Here is a 23,586-nt window from a genome sequence, read left to right as displayed (position 1 = left end):
TCTTTCAAAGTTAATTCATCAGTTTGCGACAAACGCACATTTTTATTTAGTCAAATGATGCTACCGATTGATAACGAATTTATGCGGATTATCGCTTTAGTCACTGTGTAATTTCAGTTATGCTTAGCTTGAGATGCTATAGATTAAATCATTGAATAAACTAAGGATAAACAGATGCAAGCAATCATCATTGTTGGTGGAGGCATGGTCGGACTCAGCCTTGCACTGATGTTGGCAAAACTTGAACTCAAAGTGACTTTGCTGGAAGCGATCAAATATCCTGATTATCAAGCGCAAGGCGGTGAAACGCCATATCATTCGAGTTTTGATGCACGCAATACCGCATTATCTCGGCGTAGTGTAGAGATTTATCAAGAATTGGGATTGTGGGAAACATTACAACAATACGCCACGCCAATTCATCAGGTGCATATCTCCGAACAGGGTAGTTTTGGCAAAGCGAAACTGGTCAATACCGAAGAAAAAGTCGAAAGTTTTGGGCAAGTCATTGAGAATGCGTGGCTTGGGCGTGTGCTTCTGCAAAGTGTGCAAAAGAATGCTTTTATTGAATTGATTGATGGCGTGCAAGTGACTCAGTTATCACAAGATAAAAATAAGGTATCAATCACAGCATTAAAAGATAACCATGAAATTCAGCTACAAAGCCAATTAGTCATTGCCGCTGATGGTCGAGATTCATTTTGCCGTCAGGCTTTGGGTATTGGTGTGGATGTACATGATTATGATCAAGTCGCAATCGTCACAACCGTGCAAACCTCTAAGCCACATCAGCAAGTAGGCTTTGAGCGATTCAGCCCTCTAGGACCTTTGGCGCTGTTGCCTTTGCATGGGGATTATCGTCGTTCCGTCGTCTGGCCTGTGAAAAAAGGCACGGAGCAAGAATGGCTTGGCGAGGAAAATGATCAACATTTCTTAGATGCGCTACAGCAAACTTATGGCGATCGAGCAGGTAAATTTGAAAAAACAGGGAAGCGTTTTAGTTATCCATTATCCCAAGTGCTTGCGCATCAGCAGATTTCAGGTCGTGTGGTGCTGATGGGGAATGCGGCGCATACCATTCATCCTGTGGCAGGGCAAGGCTTTAACTTGTGTCTACGAGATGCATTTGTGTTATGTCGCTATCTTGCACATCAACAACAGCATGGTTTGGATTTGGGTGATCATGAGATGCTGAAATCTTATGAGCAAGCACGCCTCAGTGATCAAAAGAAAGTAATTTTCTTTTGTGACAAAGTAGTGCGTGGTTTTAGCAATCACAATCCGATTTTAAAAATTGCACGTAACACAGGCTTGCTCGCATTTGATTTGATTCCGGGTGTCAAGCCGATGGTGGCGACCTTTGCCATGGGGTTAAAAGCATGAGTAAGGAAATGCACAAAACACATCAAAACAAGCACCATAGCGTGATTATCATTGGTGGTGGGTTGGTCGGTGGATTGACTGCTTTGCTACTTGCTAAAGCAGGCATTCAAGCTACCGTATTGGATGCCTCACCATTGCTTGATGCGAATAAAGTGCTCAGCCAAACTAATCCACGCGTTTTAGCACTGAATCAAGCATCAATGCACTTGATGGAGCAAGCGGGCGCATGGCAACATTTTAAAAAATTTCAGCGTTATCAGCCCTATAGTGGCATGCAAGTGTGGCACCGTGATGGACATGGTGAGATTCACTTTGGGCAAGCCTCTATTATATCGCCGATGCCTCATGATTGGCTCGGTATCATGGTTGAGCCAAGTATTCTCAATCTCGCTTTACAAACAGAATTACAGCAGAAAGTTCAAGATTATCGTACCAAAGTCAAAGTCACTCGACTAGAGAAAATACCACAACATTGGCAAGTGACTTTAGCAGATGGTGACGTGCTCACTACAGATTTAATCATTGGTGCAGATGGCGCAAACTCCTTTGTACGAGATCAAGTTGGGATTTTGCTGGATCGTTTGGATTATAAACAAACGGCGATTAGTTGTGCCATTCGTACCGAAAAAAAGCATCAACATGTGGCAAGACAAATTTTCTTAGATACAGGTCCTTTGGCATTTTTACCCATGAAAAGTTTAGATACGGAACAACAAGGACATTGGCAATCCATCGTTTGGACATTACCGACGGATTATGCTGATGAATACCGTGAATTAAGCGATCAGGATTTTGCGAAAAAAGTCAGTCAAGCCAGTCACTATATGCTCGGTGAGGTACAAGAAGTGGTTTCACGAGCGAGCTTTCCATTGGTTGCTCGTCAAGCGCAAAGCTATGTGACAGATGGCGTGGCATTGGTCGGTGATGCGGCGCATGTGATTCACCCATTGGCAGGACAGGGTGTGAACTTAGGCTGTTTGGATGCGGCGGTATTGGTCGATCAGTTGATTAAAGACCACAAGCGTGGCGCATGGGCGCATATTCAAACACTGCGTAAGTATGAGCATCAACGTCGCCTGCACAACAGCTTGATGATGCACAGCATGTCGGCGTTAGGTTGGATTAACACCACACAACTTCGACCACTACAATGGGTACGTAATGAAGCAGTGCACTTTGTCGCAAATCAGCAAAATGCGGTAGATTTTTTCAATACGCAAGCCAGTGGTGCGCCTGCATTAAAAGATACCCAATACGCACTTTAAAAAGCATTCTGTATTATGTCATCGCTCAAAATTATTAAAATTCAATCAATTGATCAAAAGTGCGATAAAAATTGAATTTTTCGATGATATTTTCACCATTTTTAACAGTCAGGGGGCTAGGCGGATACAGAATTGATTGCTACATTTCGCCTTAATAGATCAATTCAAAGCGATAGAAAAAATCGCAACGTGTAGATGATGTTGTGGAGGTGGTGAGCATGAGTGACAAGATTGATTATGATGACGACGATTTGAACGAAGGCGTCGATGAAGAAGAAAGTAAATCTGCGGAAAGTGGTGCAGATGATGGCGATGGTGAAGGCTCTGGGCATACCACAGATGCAGAGCGTGAAGAAGCAGAAAGCTTATCAGTCACAGCACGTCAAAAAGCGCGTGAATCACTTGAAGATGAATTGGCTCGCTTTCTAGCACAGGGCGGACGCATCACTGAAGTGCCACCTGATGAATCAGCACATGATTAATATCTTTGCGTTCCATTCACTGTAAATTGTATTCATGGCAACGTTTAACTCGACTTCGGTCGAGTTTTTTGTTTTAGATATTGTTTGTTTTTACCTTTAATGTTTTATAAGATTGCTGAGTGATATCATCAAGGTTAGTTTGTTATTAAATTAAATAACTTATTAAAGTTAATAAAAAACCAAAGAGGAAAATAGAAAACTCATATAGTTTCATTTTTAGCATGTTTTGTGGTCTGCTGAAAAAATGCACCTGTCCTAATCATTTATAGTAAAGTTCCTATAATAGAAATATAGAAGCCTATAGAATATAAAAGATCTGAACTTATCATGCTTTCTAATTCTTTATTACGAAAGTATAGGGTAATGGATTGAAATAAGTTTTGATTTTAACGTGACCACCAGAGTGATTTAGCAAAGGGTAATCAATATATAAACTAATAATCAGACTTTTTATATATACTTGTATTTAATATTTTCGAGATATTGTAAGTATTTATATTGAGTTGATAAAAATAACTCCGAAGATGCCGCTACTAGTCGTTACCCTTGAACCCTAAAGTTCAAGGTGGAGATGACGTATCATTTTTCGGTTTTCTACTCAAGGTAGACATACACCCAAACCATACAGAACATATCCATAAGTAATGATATCGGCTCAGGGGAATAGACCCGTTGGCGTACATCCCAGAGTTGGCTTTATTATAACGCTTGATTAAATCAATGTACAAACACCATATCAGTGATTTCACCCATTTGTCGCTTAATTGCTAAGCAATTAACACAATCAAGGGCTAATTAAATATCACTGAATTAGCCATTAGTTGCTTGAATTTGCGTGATTTGTTGATCCAACGCATCGACCATATCAGCAAGCGCATTCTCACACTGACTGTATTGTTGTAACGATTTGTTCATCTCGATCACTTCTTGCATTAATTGTAATGAAACCATGACTGCGACTTTTTGATTGTCCATACGTGGATTGGCGCTACGCATCCCTTTGAACTTTTGCTCTAGCAAATCGCCTGCGCTACGCAGTTCATCTTGTAGATTCGCAGGGCAACCTAGTTTGTATACACTATCTAAAAGCCATAATTCGACGGCGGTATTCTCAGTCATTTGCTGTACTGTCCTCAAATTCTAATTGTTCTGCATGTGGATGCGCCAATTTTTGAATGCTCAAGCTGTTGCTATCTTGTGGTGTACCCAAGATCGCAAGGCGCTGAATGATCGCTTCGACCTTTTGACGTGCTTGTTCATTTTTCTTGTGCAGTTGATCACGTACTTGACCAAGCTCTTTCAGTTGTGACTGAAGGCTTTCATTTTGCGTGCCCAAATTGTCATAATCGCTTTTGAGTTGATTCTTTTGTGTAATTAAAGCTTCAAAGCGTTTGCGTAGCTCATTACAACTATTTTCAAGTCGTTGATATTTGTCAGATAGCGTTTGATGCGCTTCTTGTAGTTGCTGATGCTGATCTTTGCCTTGTGTTAAGGCAGTAGCAGTATTTTGCTGTTCATCTCGCGCTTGTTGTAAAGCTGAATGCGCATCGTCTAACTGACGTTGCAGATTTTGTGCAGTTTGCGCATGAATATGCTGTTGATCGGTTTGCTGTTGCTGCAAATCTTGGACGTGTTTGACCAAAATTTGCACTTGCTGTTGTAAATGCTGTAATTGTTCTAACATAGTGGTATCGCACAATGCCTATTTACTCGATAATATACTAGCAGTATAGAGATTGGAAAGACGAATGCAAGACGATATTACAGGTTGGAATGAGTGGCATGATGCTTTTAACGGCATCGAAGAGTTATCAAGTCCAAGTGAGTTACACGGTATCTTGACAGGTATTGTTTGTGTAACGCAGGCGCCGACATTGGAAGAGTGGCAAGCGATCCTCGATAGTCTACAAGTGCCTGAGTTATCTGCGGAGGCTTTACAGCTTTTAACTGATGAAGCAGAAGATATTGCTGCATCTTTACATGATGATGAATTGGACTATTTACCAATGTTGCCTGATGATCAGCATTTGCTCGGTGAACGTGTTGATGCGTTGGCAGACTGGTGTGCGGGTGTAGTGCTTGGTTTTGGAATTGCATCGGGACATATTCGTGGTGATGAAGCCGAATGGATTGAGCATTTGCAAGATGTGGCTTCAGTTGAATTCGAAGCGGAAGATGACGATGAAGAGGGCGAGCTCAGCTATAATGAGCTGTATGAGTTTGTACGTTTAATCCCAGTCAGCCTGTCTACAGGACGTAAAAAAGTCGATGTGGCAGAAACTGCATTGCTCAAAGGTTCACACTTGAAAGCCTCACAAAGCAAAAATGCGTCAAATGTGGTGGAAATGTTTACACCGCACCGTCCAAGTTAAATATAAATAGAAATTAAATTTACGCTAATTTATCAAGGTATTCCTAGTGAGAAATAAGGTATACCTACATGAAAACCTCTCTAAATCTCCCCTTACAGGGGAGACTTTTTGAAAAAAGGTATGTTATGTCTAGTCTCGATCAATCCGTTTTTGCCTCACGTCGTCAGCAACTTGCTCAAGCAATGGGCGCTAATGCCATCGCCATTATCGCTACCCGTGAGGAAATGTACCGCAATCGAGATGCAGATTATAAATATCGTCCTGACAGTAGTTTTTACTATTTAACAGGATTTGCTGAGCCTGAAGCAGTAGCGGTACTGGAAACAGATGATCAAGGCGAGCTGTGTTACACCTTATTCTGCCGTGAGCGTAATCGTGCCTTAGAAATTTGGAATGGTTATCGTGCAGGGATTGAGGGTGCATTAGCGCAATATGGCGCAGATCAAGCCTTTGTGATTGAAGATTTGGACGATGAAATCATTTCTCTACTTGCTGGCAAAGACAAATTGTATGTCCGTTTTGGTCAGACTAAGAAGTTCGATGTCCGAGTTGGCGAATGGTGTCATGCGGTTCAGCTCAAACAACGTCAAGGTGATCGAGCGCCACAGCATTTGATTCAACTTGATGGCTTACTCGATGAGATGCGTTTGATTAAATCCGCCGATGAGCTCGCATTAATGCAAATGGCTGGGAAAATCAGCGCAGAAGCGCATACGCGTGCCATGCAAAAAGTCCGACCTGAAATGATGGAATATGCCTTGGAAGCTGAGTTGCATTATGTGTTTGGACAGTATGGCGGTGTGCCTGCTTACAATACCATCGTCGGTGGTGGCGCAAACGCTTGTATTTTGCATTATGTCGAAAACAATCAAATGCTCAAATCAGGCGACTTGGTCTTGATCGATGCAGGCTGTGAATATCAATACTATGCAGGTGATATTACTCGTACTTTCCCAGTTAACGGCAAATTTACTGGGGAACAAAAAGCCTTGTATGAGGTTGTGTTGACTGCGCAACTGGCTGCGATAGATGCAACACGAGTGGGTAATCATTACAAACTGCCTCATGAGCAAGTGCTTCGTATTCTTACGGAAGGTTTAGTTGATCTTGGCTTACTCAAAGGTGAGCTGAATGAGCTGATCGAAACCGAAGCGTACAATCAATTTTTTATGCACGGCACAGGGCACTGGCTTGGTATGGATGTGCATGATGTCGGGCAATACAAAGTAAATGGTGAATGGCGTGCTTATCAAGAAGGTATGGTAGTCACTGTTGAGCCTGGACTATACATTGCGCCCGATGATGAAAGCGTCGATGAGAAGTGGCGTGGGATCGGTATTCGTATCGAAGATGATGTAGTACTGACCAATGATACGCCGTTGATTCTCACTAAAGATGTAGTGAAATCCATTGATGATATTGAACATCTGATGGCAGAAAGTCGTTAAACTTTTATTGATCAATGTTATTCAAACGAAACGGTAGACTTTAAACTAAAAAAGCTATGTTAAAAAAACCAGGCAAAAAAAAGCAGTCTAGCGCTGATGTTAGACTGCCATATAACCGTGAAAACTCATTGTAAATTGGCATAAACTATTTAAATATATAAACAATTTAGATGTTTCTCACTGACTTAGACAATTTATAACTGAGTCAATCATGGAATACAAGCAATAACTTTAAAATATTGAAAATAAGTCAAAGTAACACTTAAGTTTGATCAAGTTAAAGGATGCCACGTATTTGCAAATTCTTGTTTTGCCATACGATTGAGATGATCGAGTACCACATTTTGCAATTTTTCTAAGTCTTCTTGCTGTTCGGTATGTAATGTTGCGATCAGTTGATTTGGCTGATGTTCTAGCGTTGCATGTGCAGTTTCAGAAAATGGAATGGTGGAAATATTATTTTCTTGGGTAATTTCCATCTTGTGACGCCAATGGTTGACCAGTTTTTTGATGATGATTTCGGCATTGTCAGTGTTGATATTGAGTTGACTAGAGTGTGTCATGTGTTACTCCTGATAGCATGTCATGAGAAAAGTCCCAAATCGAAATTTGGGGCTCATATTTTTGAAGGAATTAAAGTTCTTTTTCAATATAAGGATTGTCTAATGGAAGCGTTTGATCGATCTTCATATCAAAAATATCGGTCAGCATACTGTCAAAACGCTTGATGTTGTATTCAGCGATTTGTGATGCTTCTTCGGCTGTGACAAAGCTTTGAGTCACGGCATCGTCCAAATGTTCTTGGAAAGTTAAACCTTTGAACTGACCTTTGCTTTCAGCACGTTTAAACTTCTGCCAAAGTGGTTCGATCTTGAGTAACATTTGGAATGTACTTTCCATGCGACCAGTCACATCTTCTGGATCAAGGCTGTAATGCACATGTTTTTTCAGGACATCACGGAAGCTATTATCGGTCATGATCAATTGACCGAGCTTGCCTTTAAGTTTATCCGATGGTTTTTCAAATGGACGACCGAATGGGAAGCAAATCAATTTTACCAAAATCGCAGGTAAGCGAATTGGAAAATTATCAATCAAACCATAGAATGCTTCTTGCACTTGATACAAGCTCTTGTCCAAAGCCAATTGTGCATGTAGTTGATCGGCTTCGGTGCGTTGCCCATTTTCATAAAACTTCAAGATCGCCGTGGCAATAAACAGATGTGAGATCATATCTGCCAAACGCCCAGACAGCATTTCTTTACGTTTAATATCTCCTGCAAGTAAACCTAAGCACATATCTGCTGTAAAGGCGAAGTTTGCACTTAAGCGGTTGATCGACTTGTAATATGGTTCGCTAAAGTCATCAGCTGTAGTTGGTGCATCATAGCTACCGCCTGTGAAGGCATAAGCAAATGAGCGTGCCACACGATTAAAGGTATAGCCAAGATGACGATACAAAATCTTGTCAAACTCAGGCAGGGCTGTAGCAGGATTTTCCGCCTGTAGAAGTTGTAGTTCGTCGAATAGATACGGATGACTACGCATCGAACCTTGACCAAAGATCATCAATGAACGGCTCAAGATATTTGCGCCTTCTACTGTGATCGACACAGGAATCGCTTGATATGCAAGCCCTAAGAAGTTGCGAGGTCCAAGTTGAATGGCACGACCACCAACCACGTCCATACCGTGATTGATGCTTCGACGCATAGTTTCAGTCGCATAGTATTTTGCAATTGCAGTCATCATCGCAGGCTTGCCACCTTGATTTAGACCACATGTCACCATATAGCGGAACGCTTCAAGCATGTAAGCATCACTGGCAATATCCGAAGTTGCTTCTTGTACACCTTCAAAGTGACCTACAGATAATTTGAATTGTTCACGAATCTTAGCGAATGCACCGACATTAAGGTACATCATTTCACCTGCACCAGTAGACAAGGCAGGCAGGGAAATACCACGACCCACACTCAAGCACTCCATCAGCATTCGCCAGCCTTTACCTGCATTTTCCACACCACCGATAATGTAGTCGAGTGGCACAAAGACATCTTTGGCCTCGACCGTACCATTCATAAATGGTGAACCCGGATTATGTCGAGGACCGACTTCAACACCGTCATGTGACGATGGAATCAAGGCACAAGTAATACCGTAGTCTTGCTTGTTGCTATCGCCGAGCAGACCGTCTGGATCATAGAGCTTAAATGCCACGCCAATGACCGTTGCAATCGGTGCAAGGGTAATCCAACGTTTAGAAAAGTTCATTTTTAGACCAAGCACTTGCTGACCTTCAAACTCACCCATGCAGACCACACCTGTATCAGGAATCGCACCTGCATCCGAGCCAGCTTCTGGACTGGTCAAACCAAAGCATGGAATCTCTGTACCATTGGCTAAGCCTGGGAGATAACGATCTTTCTGCGCTTGCGTACCATAATGCAGTAATAGCTCGCCCGGTCCTAAAGAGTTTGGCACCATACAGCTCACCGCTGCTGTAAGCGAACGAGTTGAAATTTTACTCATGATGCGACTTTGCGCAAACGGTGTGAATTCTTTACCGCCATATTCTTTTGGAATGATTAAGCCGAGAAAGCCTTTATCTTTGATAAATTGCCATGCTTCTGGTGGTAAATCTTTGTGATGATGGTGAATATCCCACTCATCAAGCATGTTACACAATTCTTCCACTTCATTATCAATAAAAGATTGTTCTTCGTTACTGAGCTGTGGGAATGGATATTGCTCAAAAGTTTCCCAATTGGGCGCACCCATAAATAACTCTTTTTCCCACCAACTGGTCCCTGCATCCAGTGCTTCACGTTCGGTCACACTCATAGAAGGCATTGCGTTAGCAAGGGTTTTATAAGCAGGTTTTGTGATGATCGACATACGCAGTGGATCAATCACGACGATGATACTGGCAATGATCAACGGTAAGCCGAGCAGGAGCGACCACGGCGTCCATAGTGCCATCAAAATACTGACACCGATGACGATCAATGCACCAACAAAGCGAGAGAGTTGCCAAAAGAACACTGCCCACAGGGCAAATAAAATAACAAGAAGACTTAGAAGAAAGACCATAGAAACTCCTCCAAAAGTGACTGAATAGCAACATGACCATACGTCAAAAATATGAGCATAAGTCAAAGTGTTGAAATACATTCTAGAGATTAATAAAACAGCGAAATCAATAATCTACAGAGCGAAAGATTTGACTGCTTTGCCAATTTATTTTTCTAAAGTGAGCTAAACTTCTGATATACCTGAAAATAAGTATGAAGAAGATTGCAAACTCACTATTACAAATTAAGATATTCATTGAAAATGTAATGACAAATTCTCATGAATTGCAAAGCACATCCTTACTTCACAATTAAAGCAATGATGAAATATTAGTAAATAGTTGAAATGATGAAGTCTTGTTTCTTTAAGTAAATATTACAATGAGTTAAAAAAATGACGCATTCGAAAATGCGTCATCTAAATTTGTTAAATTTGTGTTGTAACAGGATCGAAGTGTTATTTTAATTCACTCGATGATTTACCAAGCTCACGTCGAGCAATGATGAGCTGCTGAATCTGCTGAGTCCCCTCGAAAATATCAAGAATCTTTGAGTCACGTGCCCATTTTTCTAACAACTCATCTTCACCATAGCCTAGACTTGCAGCGAGTTCGACACATTTCAAAGTAATGTCATTACCGATACGTCCTGCTTTGGCTTTGGCGATGGATGCTTCTTTGGAGTTTGGCATCTTATTATCTGCCATCCATGTCGCTTTAAGTGTAAGCAGGCGAGCAGACTCCCATTCGGCTTCCATGCGATAGATTTGTGCCGCCAAATTTGAAGTTTGCAAATAGGGCGTACTGTAGCTGTCATCAAGCTGATCTTTGAAGATTTGCTTGATGCGCTCTAGCGATGCTTTAGCACAACCAACAGCCATTGCAGCAACGAGTGGACGTGTATTGTCAAAGGTTTCCATAACACCAGCAAAGCCTTTTGCCACATCGACTTCGGCATTACCCAACAGATTTTCCGCAGGGACACGGCAGTCGGTAAAGCTAATCACTGCTGTATCAGAGGCTTTGATACCGAGCTTATGTTCTAAGCGTTCAACTTTCATGCCTGCTGTGCCTTTTTCCACCACAAAAGACTTGATCGCAGCACGACCAACTTTACGATCTAAAGTTGCCCAAACTACGACGCTATCGGCACGGTCACCTGATGTAACAAAGATTTTTTCACCATTTAGAATATAGTGGTCACCGTCTTTGGTTGCTGTGGTGCGAATCGCAGCAGAGTCCGAGCCACAGCTTGGCTCGGTAATCGCCATTGCTGCCCACGTATTTTTAAAGCGTTCAAGTTGCTCATCATTGGCAACCGCAGCGATCGCAGAGTTGCCTAAGCCTTGACGTGGCATGGATAGTAATAAGCCTGTATCGCCATAGCACATTTCAATGATGCTGAGCGCAGTAGACATATTTGTGCCGTTACGCACACCTTCGTGGTTGCTTTCGCTCTGCTTACTTTCACCTCGTTTCCCTGCGCCTGCAGCACCTGCATTCATGCCTTCACCACCTTCGTTCATGCCATCAACTAAGGATGCAAGCATGTCGAGTTCTTTTGGATAGGCGTGTTCTGCTTTGTCATATTTGCGTGAAATCGGGCGCAATACGTTGAGTGCCACTTCTTGCGCTTGGCTGACGAGCATGCGGAATTTTTTTGGATTTTGTAAATTCATGGTCTTTTATTCCTTAATTTTCCTTAATTCTTTGTTGAATGACTTAAATTCACCGATCGTCGAATGAATTTAATTCCAATACAAGGCACCTGAGTGAAGCTGTACATGAGGTACTGTGATCGAGGGTAACGCAGTAGTGGAGTTGAAGTCATTTGACGATCTAAGCATGTAGGCCAGATTGCATGATCGCCGTCGCCCTTAAATCACGATACCAACGCTCCACAGGATGCTCTTTGGTAAAGCCGTGACCGCCCAAGATTTGCACGCCATCGGTACCTATTTTCATGGATTTTTCAGCGCAAAGTAGGCGTGCGAGATAAGTTTCACGATGAAAATCTTTTCCTGCTTCAGCAAGGCTTGCGGCATTCCAAACCAACATGCGCATTGCATCAATCTCAATCGCCATATCCGCAATCATAAATGCCACACTTTGACGATGAGAAATCGGCTCGCCAAAAGCAGTACGCTCATTGGCATATTGGATACAGTAGGCTTTGACCGCTTCACAGGTACCAACCGCCATTGCACACCACATCAAATGTCCAAAGTCCAAGAAAGCTTGATAATCGAAATCCTCTGAACTTAAACGACGAGCCGGGGTTTGGTGAAAACGTAAGGTCACTGTTTCTGCTGCACGTAGCCCCATCGCAGGGCTTTGGCGGATACTGATGCTGTCGTCACGCTCAATGATAAAGAGCTCAGGTTTGCCTTGATACATGGCATTGACCAGTAAAATATCAGCATATTCGCCCATGACGACCATGGTCTTTTCACCACTAATTTGGAAATCTTGATCTAAGGCCTCAGCTTGTGTGGTGAGTTCAAAAGGATTGAATGCAGGCGTATTTTCTTGACTAGCAATGCTTGCACGAATATCTGTTTGCTCGGCAAAATCTGCCAAATATTGACTTTGAATATCGCTATTTCCCCAACGAGTAATGGCATTAATCACACTAAATGTACTGAGTAATCCTGCGGCTAAACTAAAGTCGCCACGTGCCAAATCTTCAGCGATCAAGACATTACTCACCGCACTTTGCTCAGTTGCGACACCGCCATATTGCTCTGGAAGCGCATAAAAGTTGAGTGCTAACTCATCGGCTTGTTCCAATAAATTTCTTGGGAAAATGCTTTGATGATCCGCTTGCATCGCACTTGGATAAATTGCATCTTTGGCGAAGCGTTGTAAGGCTTCACGAAGCATGCTTTGCTCTGCGGTGAGGCTCAGGTCAAAAAAATTTTTAGACTGGGATTGCAAGCGTTGTTGAGGTTGTTTACTTTGTGGTTTTAAAAATTTCTGCGTTTTCGAGAGTGTGCTAAAACCTGTGCGAGAACCGTGATAAAACGAGCGCTCAACGAATTTGCGTAGTTTCAATTGATCAAGTGCATCACTCGAAGCAAGTTTGGTCATCAATGACAAGCCGATGCCTTGCGCTTTATCAAACATTGTTTTACTCATCACAATCCTCTTGGCGTATTTATACGTGTGTACAACTATATTGGCACAGCCTTAAAAAAAAACTATCGCAGGGCTGACAAATTTGATTTGGATAAATTGGCAAATGATCAAATTGCTTAATTGTGATTTATATAATTGAAATATATGTGCTATTTTTAAAATTTAATTAAGTTTGTTTTCTGTGGATTGACTTTTTTGACATTTAAAATTGCCAAGCTATAAGATTTCAATAAACCATTTTGGATGGATGTCTTCAAAATCAGTTCGCAAATTTTCAGTTAAATAACTGGCAGAATCTAAAACATATGGCTTGCCTTCAATACGTTTAAACACCACCCAATGCCAAAAGGATTTGCCATTATCCTCATGATACTTTGTTGCCAATAAAGCAAGGTCGGGGAGTGCGTCCCACTGGGTAAAAGGCATTTCTAACGCTGAACACTCAAAATTGAAATGTTTTAATAGCCTACGGACATAATCCGTATCAGACCACAGCGCTTGATCTTCTGCATAGATGCCAATTGAATTGGCAACGGCTTTGACTTCGGCGTAAGAACGACCAACGAGATTGGCGACTGAGGCAAGTCCACAACCAGTTTCTTGTTCTTGGATAATCACTTGAAACGGTTGTGGCGAGTTCATTGATTTATGCTAACTATGCAATTACATCAAGGTGTAATTAAACAAAAGGTGTGATCATACGACGCACATTGGTTTTAGCATCAATGACGGTCATAAAAGTATATGCACCAATGAACTTACGGCTAATAAACATAAACTCTTTCGGTGGAATAGAGAAGTAGCGTGATGCCATCGACTTACTGGCACGCTGTATCACACGATTGTGCAATTGGCTACGTTTCCAGTCGTAGCGGTGCTCAGCATCCATCAGGCCTTCGGGCATATCAGGATTGTTAGCTGGTTCACTAAAGGCTTCGGTCGCCAATAAAAAGACTTCTGACATATCAGGTTTGACGGATTCAGGAATCGAATCGAAGAAAGTATAACCTGACATGGATTTGATCATTTCAGCTTTATCATGTTGATAACCTGAAACAATGAGATTTCGTGCGACATTCAGCAGATGTTCATCAAACTGACGAATCGCCCCAAAATCAAGGAGCACGATCTTATCTTGAATATCTTGACCATTGCCTAAACGAACCAAATAGTTACCAAAGTTTGGATCGGTCTGCATTTCGCCCCATTCAAACAACTCACGCACAGCAATCTCAAGAGATGCTTCACCGAGTGCATTACGACGAGCTTGTGGCAAGGACAACATCACTGGGCTGTTAATCGGTACGCCACGCTCAAAAGTCATACATAAAATACGATCGGTACAATATTGATCAATGATTTTTGGGACGACATAGCGGTCATCATTTTTGAGACGATCGTGGAAGCGTTGCGTGGTCGCAGCTTCCATATGATAGTTCACCTCACGGTGCATCATGCTACGGACTTCTTCGTACCACTCATCGAACTCACGCGTCTGCGGTACCATACGAGTCAGACGTAACATACTGCGAAACAAACTCATATCCGAGTCGATTGCATCAGCAACACCTGGGTATTGGATTTTTAACACGAGTTCTAAACCATCAGATTTACGCACGGCACGGTGGACTTGCGCAAGTGATGCTGTGCCAAGTGGCTCATGGTCAATTGTTAAATCGTCAAGCTTTGAGCCAAGCTCTTGCTTCAAATGTTTATGAATTGCATGCCATGAAAGGGCAACGGTTTTATCATTTAAGGTATTTAAAGCTTGGGTGATCTCCGCAGGAAGAAAATGCTCACCATACAGCGCCATCATTTGTCCAATTTTGACCACTGAGCCTTTGAGTTTGCCGATTTCTGCGACGAGATAATTCGCCTGTTCGCTCATGGCTTGTTTGCGTTTTTTATCTTTTTCTTGTTCATTGGAAAACATGCTGCTGGCATTGGCTGATGCCCAGCGTGTACCTGCGATGAAAGATGCTTTTGCAATGGAAAAGCGACGATCAAAAGCAGAGGTTTTGAGGTTGTCCAACTTGTCATTTTTATCTGACATAAAAGCAAAATCCTGAAAATTGAAAAACATACGAAGACAATTGTACAGTAAAGTTTGATAGAAAACGTATTAAAAGCTTTAACATTCTCAATAAATTTTTGAACGATCAATGTTATGAAATTTATCAAAGCAAGCATTTTAATCATTGAAGAAATTGTTTTAGATTTGAATGTCTTTAAGCTCTTGATCAACATAGGCATCTTTTGCTAAATAATGTCCTTTAAGATAGTAAGTTCCGATAAAATTCAGTAGAATAGACCGTCAAATTTTTAGCGATTTTTCATGTGTAGAAATTTCGATTTTTGGAGTAGTGCGTGGATCAATTCCTTCCTGATGAAGATCAAGCTGTAGATGATATGTTTGATGAGCAAAGCAATGAAAATGAAGGTGCAATGCAAGTCAGTAGCGAAGTGCTCAAAGAAGCATTAGAGAACTTATCAACCATTCGTGACTTTATCCGTTTTGGCGTGACGATTTTACGTCAGTACGATGCACATCTAGGTCAAGGCACGGAAGATTTTTTTGCAGAAAGCTCGGCATTGGTGATGCAAACCTTATCGTTGGATTGGTCGGCTGATGCGGAAATTTTAGACGCAAAATTGCTTCCATCTGAGAAACAAGCGGTTTTAGATCTGCTCGAAGTGCGTGTCAATCAGCGTATTCCAACTTCATATTTGCTAAATCTTGCTTATTTCGCAGGAAAACCATTTTATGTCGATGATCGTGTATTGATTCCACGTTCGCCGATTGCTGAGTTGATTGTCGATCGTTTTGCGCCATTTTTCCTAGATGAGCATGGTCAGATGCAGACTGATCAACACAGTTTGCCTGATGCGACTCAGCCGACTGCGTTAAAAACGCCTGAGCGTATTTTGGATCTCTGTACAGGTTCGGGTTGTATCGCCATTGCGTTGGCATATGCCTATCCTGATGCGGCGGTCGATGCGACAGATATTTCCAAAGATGCTTTGGAAGTCGCTGCGATCAACGTCGAACATCACAATATGCAATATCAAGTGGCATTGCTTGAGTCAGATTTGTTCGATCGTGTCCCTGCAGAAAATCAATATGATTTGATCGTGTCGAATCCGCCGTATGTCGATGCCGAGGATATGGCAGATTTGCCTGCGGAGTTCCATCACGAGCCTGAATTGGCTTTGGCAGCAGGGCAAGATGGTTTGGACTTGGTGCGTAAGATGCTTGCTGTGGCTGCAGATTATCTCAGTGAAAATGGTTTATTGATCATCGAAGTGGGTAATAGCGAGTGGGCACTCAAGCAGAATTTTAATAAAATCGACTTTCACTGGCTGACTTTCCAAAATGGTGGTTCAGGCATTTTTGCGTTAACAGCTCAGCAATGCCGTGAATATCAGAACATTTTCCAACAAGCGATTGAATAGGAGTAATTGAACATGGCAGGTAATAGTATTGGTCAATTATTCCGTGTGACGACGTGCGGTGAGTCGCATGGTGTGGGCTTGATGGCGATCGTAGATGGCGTACCGCCTAATTTGTCACTGACAGAAAGTGATCTGCAAGCGGATTTGGATCGCCGTAAACCGGGGACTTCAAAGTTTGCCACACAGCGCAAAGAACCTGATCAAGTCGAGATTATGTCAGGTGTGTTTGAAGGTAAAACCACAGGTACACCAATTGGTTTGTTGATTCGTAATACTGACCAAAAATCAAAAGATTACGGCAATATCGCTGAAACTTTCCGTCCTGGTCACGCCGATTATACCTATACGCAAAAATACGGCTTCCGTGACTATCGTGGAGGAGGTCGCTCAAGTGCCCGTGAAACGGCAATGCGTGTTGCCGCAGGCGCAATTGCCAAGAAATATTTGGCGGAAAAATTTGGCGTATTGATTCGAGGTCATGTCACGCAGATTGGCACGGAAACGGCTGAAAAGTTGGATTGGAATGAAGTGCCAAATAATCCATTTTTCTGTGGTGATGTTGATGCTGTGCCACGCTTTGAGGCGCTTGTGACTTCACTGCGTGAACAAGGTACAAGCTGCGGTGCGAAGCTCGAAATCTTGGCTGAAAATGTGCCAGTGGGTTGGGGTGAACCTGTATTTGATCGCCTCGATGCTGACATTGCGCACGCCATGATGAGCATCAATGCGGTCAAAGGCGTAGAGATTGGCGATGGCTTTGCAGTCGCAGGGCAGTTTGGACATGAGTCACGTGACGAGCTAACCCCTCAAGGCTTTAGTGCAAATCATGCAGGTGGGATTTTAGGTGGAATTTCGAGTGGTCAGGCGATCCGAGTCGCAATTGCACTCAAGCCTACCGCAAGTATCACCACCGCAGGAAAAACCATTAATTTGCAAGGTGAAGCGACGGATGTGATCACCAAAGGTCGTCACGATCCATGCGTTGGCGTGCGCGCCACACCGATTGCGGAGGCGATGTTGGCGATTGTATTGATGGATCATTTCTTGAGAAATCGTGCACAAAATGCCGATGTGGTTGCGCCACTCACACCGATTGAACCGAAATAGTTTTTGAGTTAAAAACTAAATTCTGAATTTTGAGTTAACTTAAAAGTCCCAATTTTCATTTGGGGCTTTTTTATTTAAACTTGATACTGCTCACTTTTTTTAAGTCGTATTTAAAATTGGCTAAAATTGGTTGTGACCATTTTTGTGCTTTGCAATTTGCTTTGAGGGAAAGTCTATGGAATCAAATTCCAACAATGGTAATAGTCTACTAGATCGACTATTCCATATCAAACAGCTCAATACCAGTGTACGCACGGAAGTATTGGCAGGATTTACTACATTCTTGGCGATGTGTTACATCATCATCGTCAACCCAAGCATTCTTGCAATGACAGGAATGGATCAAGGCGCAGTCTTTGTGGCGACCTGTTTGGCAGCGGCATTAGGCTGTATGGTGATGGGGCTGGTTGCAAACTATCCAATCGCACTTGCACCGGGTATGGGCTTAAATACGTACTTTACCTTTTCAGTCTGTATGGGCATGGGTGTGCCGTGGCAAACAGCTTTGGCTGCGGTATTCGTATCGGGTGTTGTGTTCTTATTTGTCAGCTTATTTAAGTTCCGTGAAGCGATGATCAATGCTATTCCAATGTCTTTAAAACTTGCAATTGCAGGTGGTATTGGTTTATTCCTTGCTTTGATTGCACTCAAATCATCAGGTGTTGTAATTGCTAATGAGCCGACTTTGATCAAAATGGGTGATCTTTCTTCTGCATCTGTATTGTTCACTGCATTGGGCTTTTTATTGATCGTGGTGATGCATCATTTCAAAGTACGTGGTGCGATCATTATCAGTATTTTAGCGATTACTATGCTTTCAACTTTGACAGGTCATAACGAGTTTAAAGGTGTATTTGGCGAAATTCCTTCGATTGCACCAACCTTTATGCAAATGGATTTTGAAGGCCTATTTACTGCGTCAATGATCGGTGTAATTTTTGTCTTTTTCTTGGTGGATTTGTTTGACAGTACAGGCACATTAGTTGGCGTATCACAGCGTGCAGGACTGTTGGTTGATGGAAAATTACCACGTTTAAAACGTGCCTTGATGGCAGATTCATCTGCGATCATTGCGGGTGCAGCATTAGGTACGTCATCGACTACACCTTATATCGAGTCTGCCTCAGGTGTTGCAGCTGGTGGTCGTACAGGTCTGACTGCTGTTGTGATCGCTGTATTGTTCCTCTTGGCATTGTTCTTATTTCCACTTGCGCAAAGTGTACCTGCTTATGCGACTGCGCCTGCATTACTCTATGTGGGTGTATTGATGGTGCATGGCATTACGGGTATTGATTGGGATGACATCACCGAAGCAGTACCTGCATTTTTGACCATGACTTTTATGCCGTTTACCTATTCGATTGCAGACGGTATTGCCATTGGCTTTATCAGTTATGCCTTAGTTAAGCTACTCACTGGCAAGGCAAAAGCTGTACCATATATGGTGTGGATCATTGCCATTGTTTGGGCGATTAAGTTTGCAATTTATGGTGGCTAATTTTTACGAATAAACTTTATTAATGGTGTAGCTTATACAAAGCCTACGCCATTTTTCTTTTTTAAATTTCCAAACTTTGGAGTACTGCGATGCAAGATCAGATGCAACACCGAGAATTGATTCAATCTCTGCCAAAAGCAGAATTGCATGTGCATATCGAGGGCACGTTTGAACCTGAGCTGATGTTTGAGATTGCACAGCGTAATCACGTGGATATTCCATACGGTTCGGTGGATGATCTCAAAAAAGCCTATGATTTTCACAACCTACAATCGTTCTTAGACATCTATTATGCAGGGGCTAATGTGCTACTACATGAGCAAGATTTCTATCATCTGACCTATGCTTATTTCGAAAAATGTAAAGCGGACAATGTGGTGCATACAGAAATTTTCTTTGATCCGCAGACCCATACCGATCGTGGTGTGCCATTCGAAACCGTGATCAATGGGATTGAGCGAGCATGCCAAGATGCAAAGACAAACCTAGGCATTAGCTCATTTTTGATTATGTGTTTCTTGCGTCATTTAAGCGAAGAAGCTGCTTTTGAAACTTTGGCACAGGCGAAACCGTATCAAGATAAAATCATCGGTGTGGGACTAGATTCAAGTGAAGTAGGGCATCCACCGAGTAAATTTGAACGTGTATTTAGTGAAGCCAAAGCACAAGGTTATCTGATCGTGGCGCATGCAGGCGAAGAGGGTCCGCCAGAGTATATTTGGGAAGCACTAGACTTGCTCAAAGTGAATCGCATTGATCATGGTGTACGCTGTGAAGAAGATGAGCAGTTGATGGCTCGCTTAATCGCTGAAAAAATGCCGTTAACCGTATGTCCGTTAAGTAATCTGAAGCTTTGTGTTATTGATGATATGCAACAGCACAATATCAAGCGTTTACTTGATCAGGGTGTCAATGTAATGGTGAATTCAGATGATCCAGCGTATTTTGGTGGATATATGAATGATAACTTCTATGCAATCACAGACGCATTAGATTTGTCATCTCAAGATATTCGTCAACTTGCATCGAACTCATTCCAAGCGAGCTTTTTACCTGAGTCTGAAAAAACCGAGTGGATGCAGAAAGTCGTCAATAGTTAAAATTTTCCACTGAGCACTAAAAAAAGCTGAACACGAGGTTCAGCTTTTTTGTTTTCACTTAGCCTAAGTCAGACTTAGAACTTAAGGTCGATACCAAGACCGAATACAGTTTCTTTGTCTTCATCAAAACCAAAGTCTTCGTCAGCTTTAGTTTGAGCAAGTACACCATACAACTTAGTTTGTTTGTTAAGTTTGTAGTCAACACCAACGCCGTAACGATCAAAAGAAACATCTTCATCATTTGCAGAGGTTTCAGCTGTTACGTATTCGCCTTTAACAGTCCACGGTGTAGATGGGATGCTATATGCAAGTGTTAAACCAAATGCTTGCTCTTCAAGGTCGTCAAAGCCAGCAATTTCTTCTGAAGGCTCAGCTTGTTGGAATAAACCACCAATTACAAGACCTTCTGCACCGGCATTCGAGAAGTCATAAGAACCTGTTAAGCGAATAGCATCAGTATAATAAGAATCACCTTCTAAAGCAGCCCACTTAGAACGTACGTCGAAGTTACCCGCTAACGCAAGTGCAAGACCGATGTCGCTTTCATAAGTCACAGAAGTAGAGATACTGTCGCCAAAGCCATCACGTGCTTCACCAGCATCATCAGTAGAGCCTTCACCTTGTTGGAACAAGATATTGAAGCCCAAACCACCAAGTAAAGATGGATCAGATTCAAAACCAACTACGTTACTCAAACGATCTTCACCAACTAGGATGTTTGTAATATCAAGGCGTGTATCGTTGAAAATGTCTTGGTCGCTACCCGCAGCAGTTTTAAAATATGTGTCAAAACGACCAGCTTTCAAAGTACCGACGTTAGCAAATTTCAAACCTGCATAACGGTTACGTTGTTTAAGGGTTTCGTCATCGCCGTCACCACTAACTTCCCATTCAGCTAAATAAACTGCAGAAAGTGTATCAGTAATTTTTTCTTCGCCTTTCACCCCAAGACGTGAAGCATTTGAGTTGACTTCAGTGACTTTATCTTCGCTGAAACCGTCATTAGAAACTTGGTCTAAGCTGATGTTCAATTTACCGTATAAAGTAGGAGCGGCTTGAACTGTATTTAGGCTTAAAGCTGCAACTGCAGAAGCAAGTAGCAATTTTTTCATTGAATCTTCTCCAAAATTTTTTAGGGAAAACTTATAGTGCGTTACAACCCATTGTTATTTATGCACTACAAGCGGTAAGCCTTGTTATGTCTTATGCAACTTTGACTCACAGACTTGGAAGATCAGTCTAAAAGTTACATAAGGTTACGAACTTGTGAGCAAGTATCTATAACTAATGTTACAAAAATATGAAATTTGTGAAGACATGAAATATTTTTATGCTTTTCAAAATAAACTTTGTAACGACAACGCTGAATTGTATTATTGCTGAAAATATCGAAAAACTATATTTCTATTTTTCAATACCTTATCACAATAATTGATTTAAAGTCTGTGTAAATAAAAGGGGTTGATTGATCACCAAAGCATGCCCAGAACGTGGAAGAATATGTATTTTTGATTGTTTTAATTGCTGTGCAATCGCAATTTGTCCTCGTGATGAATACAAAGCAGAACGCTTCCCGATTATAAAATGTGCAGGATTTTCAAATGAAGTCAGTGCTTGGCGATAGTCTTCATTATGTTGTTGGTAGCTTTTGAGATACCAATACAAATAGTCCAAAGTCTGAAATGGTAAAGATTTGATTTTTAGATACTTTGTGATTTGAAATTGATCGAGATAAGAAATAAACGCATTTGAACTTTGTAAAGCGACGAATTCATTGAATAGCGAAATAAGTTCGTTTTGAACGTGATGTGGAAGTGTAGAGATTGGTTGGTGTTGATCTGAATAAGGCAAAAGTAGCGCCAACATTCGATCTAAAATATTTAAAAAAGTACCTTGTTGAGTACCGTATAGACCATATTGCCAATCATCTTGATTGCGGATACATGCGCTTTGATCCATATGGATATATTGTTTAATTTTTGCAGCAAAATTACCGTATTTCATACCGTGCATGGTTGTGGTGGCACCCATCGAGTAGGCAATCACATCAATACCATTTTCAAGGTTTTCTTTTTGGCTAATCTGCTCCAACAAACAGTTTACGTCACGCCAATGGCTACGGATCGCATCTGTTTTGAATTCTGCATCCGTTGGAATCTTACAGTGTTTGGAGTGACCAAAACCACGGAAGTCAGGAATATAAAACTTTCGATCCCGAAGGCTAGGTGCGATATAAGGCAACCATTGCCAACTACTCATGCCTAGCCCAGATAGCACTAAAACAGGCGCACCGTGTCCATTTTCTCGTACATAAAGACGTTCTTGATCGGGCATGGTGTAGTGTGGCATGGAGGTTCCTTTTCCCTAGATGTTTTCAATGTTATTTAATTAAAGATGATATTTCGTTTAGTTGTTACGTTCAGGATCAAAAGAATCACTTTCTAAAATTTGAATGATTTCTTGAAGCCATGCAAGCCAGCCCATTTCGAACTCGATACCAAGTTGTAAGATTTTGCGTTGTATGAGCCCAGTACGATCAGATTGATTGATTTGTTTTTGTTGATCACGTTGTGCAATGTGTTGATACAGTGTGTACTGCGCATGATGCAAGTCTAAGTGGCGACGTAGTTCGGGCAATATGGTCGCACCGCCAAGCTGTGCTTCGGCACGTAGTTTGACCATCAGTTCATCACGTAGTTTGCTTGGCGCATCTTGCTGAGCCACCCAGCGTTGTAGTTCTTCTCGACCTTGTTCTACGACTTGGTAGGTCTTTTTACGTGAATCGCTATCATCGGTTGCAAGGGTGCTAATCCAACCGTTGGTAAGCATTTGTTTGAGCTCACGGTAGATTTGCTGATGCGTCGCATTCCAAAAGAATCCCATAGAACGGTCAAAGCGACGAGCCAATTCGATGCCTGTACTTGGTTTTTCTAAAAGACTGGTTAAAAGTACGTGAGCTAAGGACATCGCTATTCACCAACTCCATGTGATTCAAATCAAATTTGATGCAATCTATTGTGATCTTAAACTTTTAAACGTCTAAAGGAATATATAACATTCTGCTTAAATTGTATAAACATGATCTGATGAATCATGATGCTATTATTGCAGAATAGAATCTAGTGATTGCATCGTCGATAGGCATCGTTTATAAAGTTTACAGGCGATTAAAGCCATCAATATAAAGCCAATAAGGTACGCCAAGCCGTTGTTTATTTCAATATTTTAATGTCTAAGATACTGAAAAATATTAAATGGTTTACGTTG

Annotated in this window: 20 protein-coding genes and 1 other RNA gene; 9 read left to right on the top strand and 12 right to left on the bottom strand. The window is 41.8% G+C overall.

The features are described from left to right. The first annotated feature begins 174 nt into the window (after window positions 1–174). The 3 genes from ubiH to MKI79_RS07830 all read left to right on the top strand — a co-directional run bounded on the left by ubiH (window position 175) and on the right by MKI79_RS07830 (window position 3,130). Window positions 175–1,383: a 2-octaprenyl-6-methoxyphenyl hydroxylase gene (ubiH, locus tag MKI79_RS07840; RefSeq protein ID WP_241571736.1), complete on the top strand. Its 1,209-nt coding sequence runs from the start codon at window positions 175–177 to the stop codon at window positions 1,381–1,383. A gap of 8 nt (window positions 1,384–1,391) precedes the next feature. Further along, window positions 1,392–2,648, top strand: a complete 1,257-nt coding sequence (locus MKI79_RS07835; protein ID WP_407651598.1) for an FAD-dependent monooxygenase — start codon at window positions 1,392–1,394, stop codon at window positions 2,646–2,648. A gap of 218 nt (window positions 2,649–2,866) precedes the next feature. Next, entirely contained in the window at window positions 2,867–3,130 is a 264-nt protein-coding gene (locus tag MKI79_RS07830; protein ID WP_241571731.1) for a hypothetical protein, read from the top strand. A gap of 511 nt (window positions 3,131–3,641) precedes the next feature. Here MKI79_RS07830 and ssrS read toward each other — a convergent pair. The 3 genes from ssrS to MKI79_RS07815 form a co-directional block, all read right to left on the bottom strand. Continuing rightward, window positions 3,642–3,824, bottom strand: a non-coding RNA gene (ssrS, locus tag MKI79_RS07825) — 6S RNA. Between the two features lie 116 nt (window positions 3,825–3,940). Then, window positions 3,941–4,249: a cell division protein ZapA gene (locus MKI79_RS07820; protein ID WP_241571729.1), complete on the bottom strand. Its 309-nt coding sequence runs from the start codon at window positions 4,247–4,249 to the stop codon at window positions 3,941–3,943. Then, on the bottom strand, window positions 4,242–4,814 hold the full coding sequence (locus MKI79_RS07815; RefSeq protein ID WP_241571726.1) for a hypothetical protein: 573 nt from the start codon (window positions 4,812–4,814) through the stop codon (window positions 4,242–4,244). The genes MKI79_RS07820 and MKI79_RS07815 overlap by 8 nt, the downstream gene beginning before the upstream one ends. 64 nt (window positions 4,815–4,878) lie before the next feature. Here MKI79_RS07815 and MKI79_RS07810 point away from each other — a divergent pair, with 64 nt between their 5' ends. Next, window positions 4,879–5,502: a UPF0149 family protein gene (locus MKI79_RS07810; protein WP_241571724.1), complete on the top strand. Its 624-nt coding sequence runs from the start codon at window positions 4,879–4,881 to the stop codon at window positions 5,500–5,502. Window positions 5,503–5,627: 125 nt separating this feature from the next. Beyond that, window positions 5,628–6,950, top strand: coding sequence for a Xaa-Pro aminopeptidase (pepP, locus tag MKI79_RS07805; RefSeq protein ID WP_241571723.1), 1,323 nt, complete (start codon window positions 5,628–5,630; stop codon window positions 6,948–6,950). Window positions 6,951–7,222: 272 nt separating this feature from the next. Here pepP and MKI79_RS07800 read toward each other — a convergent pair whose 3' ends face one another. The 6 genes from MKI79_RS07800 to MKI79_RS07775 all read right to left on the bottom strand — a co-directional run bounded on the left by MKI79_RS07800 (window position 7,223) and on the right by MKI79_RS07775 (window position 15,214). Next, complete coding sequence (locus tag MKI79_RS07800) at window positions 7,223–7,513, bottom strand: DUF2218 domain-containing protein (protein ID WP_241571720.1); 291 nt, start codon at window positions 7,511–7,513, stop codon at window positions 7,223–7,225. A 70-nt stretch (window positions 7,514–7,583) separates the two neighbouring features. Continuing rightward, window positions 7,584–10,043, bottom strand: a complete 2,460-nt coding sequence (locus MKI79_RS07795) for an acyl-CoA dehydrogenase (RefSeq protein WP_241571719.1) — start codon at window positions 10,041–10,043, stop codon at window positions 7,584–7,586. Window positions 10,044–10,481: 438 nt separating this feature from the next. Next, on the bottom strand, window positions 10,482–11,702 hold the full coding sequence (locus MKI79_RS07790; RefSeq protein WP_241571716.1) for an acyl-CoA dehydrogenase family protein: 1,221 nt from the start codon (window positions 11,700–11,702) through the stop codon (window positions 10,482–10,484). A 160-nt stretch (window positions 11,703–11,862) separates the two neighbouring features. Then, window positions 11,863–13,161 (bottom strand): acyl-CoA dehydrogenase family protein, encoded by a 1,299-nt coding sequence (locus MKI79_RS07785; protein ID WP_241571714.1) that lies wholly within the window; start codon window positions 13,159–13,161, stop codon window positions 11,863–11,865. Window positions 13,162–13,377: 216 nt separating this feature from the next. Beyond that, window positions 13,378–13,803: a cysteine peptidase family C39 domain-containing protein gene (locus tag MKI79_RS07780; protein WP_241571713.1), complete on the bottom strand. Its 426-nt coding sequence runs from the start codon at window positions 13,801–13,803 to the stop codon at window positions 13,378–13,380. 37 nt (window positions 13,804–13,840) lie between these two features. Then, window positions 13,841–15,214, bottom strand: coding sequence for an ABC1 kinase family protein (locus MKI79_RS07775; RefSeq protein ID WP_241571710.1), 1,374 nt, complete (start codon window positions 15,212–15,214; stop codon window positions 13,841–13,843). Between the two features lie 392 nt (window positions 15,215–15,606). Between MKI79_RS07775 and prmB the strand changes: the two genes are divergently transcribed. From prmB to MKI79_RS07755, 4 genes are all read left to right on the top strand, one after another. Continuing rightward, complete coding sequence (gene prmB, locus MKI79_RS07770) at window positions 15,607–16,614, top strand: 50S ribosomal protein L3 N(5)-glutamine methyltransferase (protein ID WP_241571772.1); 1,008 nt, start codon at window positions 15,607–15,609, stop codon at window positions 16,612–16,614. Between the two features lie 12 nt (window positions 16,615–16,626). Next, the gene (aroC, locus tag MKI79_RS07765) at window positions 16,627–17,721 is read left to right on the top strand and encodes a chorismate synthase (RefSeq protein ID WP_241571707.1); all 1,095 of its coding nucleotides are present in this window, start codon (window positions 16,627–16,629) and stop codon (window positions 17,719–17,721) included. Between the two features lie 175 nt (window positions 17,722–17,896). Next, on the top strand, window positions 17,897–19,219 hold the full coding sequence (locus tag MKI79_RS07760) for an NCS2 family permease (RefSeq protein ID WP_241571705.1): 1,323 nt from the start codon (window positions 17,897–17,899) through the stop codon (window positions 19,217–19,219). A gap of 101 nt (window positions 19,220–19,320) precedes the next feature. Continuing rightward, a complete protein-coding gene (locus MKI79_RS07755) occupies window positions 19,321–20,319 on the top strand; it encodes an adenosine deaminase (protein WP_241571770.1) in 999 nt (332 codons plus the stop codon). 74 nt (window positions 20,320–20,393) lie between these two features. On the opposite strand, the gene MKI79_RS07750 is transcribed toward MKI79_RS07755, so the two are convergent. The 3 genes from MKI79_RS07750 to MKI79_RS07740 form a co-directional block, all read right to left on the bottom strand. Then, window positions 20,394–21,431, bottom strand: coding sequence for a porin (locus MKI79_RS07750; RefSeq protein WP_241571703.1), 1,038 nt, complete (start codon window positions 21,429–21,431; stop codon window positions 20,394–20,396). 310 nt (window positions 21,432–21,741) lie between these two features. Continuing rightward, entirely contained in the window at window positions 21,742–22,668 is a 927-nt protein-coding gene (locus MKI79_RS07745) for an alpha/beta fold hydrolase (protein WP_241571700.1), read from the bottom strand. A 57-nt stretch (window positions 22,669–22,725) separates the two neighbouring features. Beyond that, window positions 22,726–23,286: a PadR family transcriptional regulator gene (locus MKI79_RS07740; protein WP_241571698.1), complete on the bottom strand. Its 561-nt coding sequence runs from the start codon at window positions 23,284–23,286 to the stop codon at window positions 22,726–22,728. Between the last annotated feature and the right edge of the window lie 300 nt (window positions 23,287–23,586).

Source organism: Acinetobacter sedimenti (assembly GCF_022601685.1).
Taxonomy (GTDB): Bacteria; Pseudomonadota; Gammaproteobacteria; order Pseudomonadales; family Moraxellaceae; genus Acinetobacter; species Acinetobacter sedimenti.
Note: the sequence above shows the minus strand (reverse complement) of the source record. Positions and strands in the feature narration are given on the sequence as shown.

What these genes read in the sequence shown, in the direction of transcription:
- MKI79_RS07800 (WP_241571720.1), bottom strand. Translation starts at nt 7,513, where the DNA reads ATGACACACTCTAGTCAACTCAATATCAACACTGACAATGCCGAAATC.
- MKI79_RS07755 (WP_241571770.1), top strand. Translation starts at nt 19,321, where the DNA reads ATGCAACACCGAGAATTGATTCAATCTCTGCCAAAAGCAGAATTGCAT.
- MKI79_RS07795 (WP_241571719.1), bottom strand. Translation starts at nt 10,043, where the DNA reads ATGGTCTTTCTTCTAAGTCTTCTTGTTATTTTATTTGCCCTGTGGGCA.
- MKI79_RS07820 (WP_241571729.1), bottom strand. Translation starts at nt 4,249, where the DNA reads ATGACTGAGAATACCGCCGTCGAATTATGGCTTTTAGATAGTGTATAC.
- MKI79_RS07815 (WP_241571726.1), bottom strand. Translation starts at nt 4,814, where the DNA reads ATGTTAGAACAATTACAGCATTTACAACAGCAAGTGCAAATTTTGGTC.
- pepP (WP_241571723.1), top strand. Translation starts at nt 5,628, where the DNA reads ATGTCTAGTCTCGATCAATCCGTTTTTGCCTCACGTCGTCAGCAACTT.
- MKI79_RS07760 (WP_241571705.1), top strand. Translation starts at nt 17,897, where the DNA reads ATGGAATCAAATTCCAACAATGGTAATAGTCTACTAGATCGACTATTC.
- MKI79_RS07830 (WP_241571731.1), top strand. Translation starts at nt 2,867, where the DNA reads ATGAGTGACAAGATTGATTATGATGACGACGATTTGAACGAAGGCGTC.
- MKI79_RS07785 (WP_241571714.1), bottom strand. Translation starts at nt 13,161, where the DNA reads ATGAGTAAAACAATGTTTGATAAAGCGCAAGGCATCGGCTTGTCATTG.
- MKI79_RS07790 (WP_241571716.1), bottom strand. Translation starts at nt 11,702, where the DNA reads ATGAATTTACAAAATCCAAAAAAATTCCGCATGCTCGTCAGCCAAGCG.
- aroC (WP_241571707.1), top strand. Translation starts at nt 16,627, where the DNA reads ATGGCAGGTAATAGTATTGGTCAATTATTCCGTGTGACGACGTGCGGT.
- MKI79_RS07810 (WP_241571724.1), top strand. Translation starts at nt 4,879, where the DNA reads ATGCAAGACGATATTACAGGTTGGAATGAGTGGCATGATGCTTTTAAC.
- MKI79_RS07835 (WP_407651598.1), top strand. Translation starts at nt 1,392, where the DNA reads ATGCACAAAACACATCAAAACAAGCACCATAGCGTGATTATCATTGGT.
- MKI79_RS07745 (WP_241571700.1), bottom strand. Translation starts at nt 22,668, where the DNA reads ATGCCACACTACACCATGCCCGATCAAGAACGTCTTTATGTACGAGAA.
- prmB (WP_241571772.1), top strand. Translation starts at nt 15,607, where the DNA reads ATGCAAGTCAGTAGCGAAGTGCTCAAAGAAGCATTAGAGAACTTATCA.
- MKI79_RS07750 (WP_241571703.1), bottom strand. Translation starts at nt 21,431, where the DNA reads ATGAAAAAATTGCTACTTGCTTCTGCAGTTGCAGCTTTAAGCCTAAAT.
- MKI79_RS07775 (WP_241571710.1), bottom strand. Translation starts at nt 15,214, where the DNA reads ATGTCAGATAAAAATGACAAGTTGGACAACCTCAAAACCTCTGCTTTT.
- MKI79_RS07740 (WP_241571698.1), bottom strand. Translation starts at nt 23,286, where the DNA reads ATGTCCTTAGCTCACGTACTTTTAACCAGTCTTTTAGAAAAACCAAGT.
- MKI79_RS07780 (WP_241571713.1), bottom strand. Translation starts at nt 13,803, where the DNA reads ATGAACTCGCCACAACCGTTTCAAGTGATTATCCAAGAACAAGAAACT.
- ubiH (WP_241571736.1), top strand. Translation starts at nt 175, where the DNA reads ATGCAAGCAATCATCATTGTTGGTGGAGGCATGGTCGGACTCAGCCTT.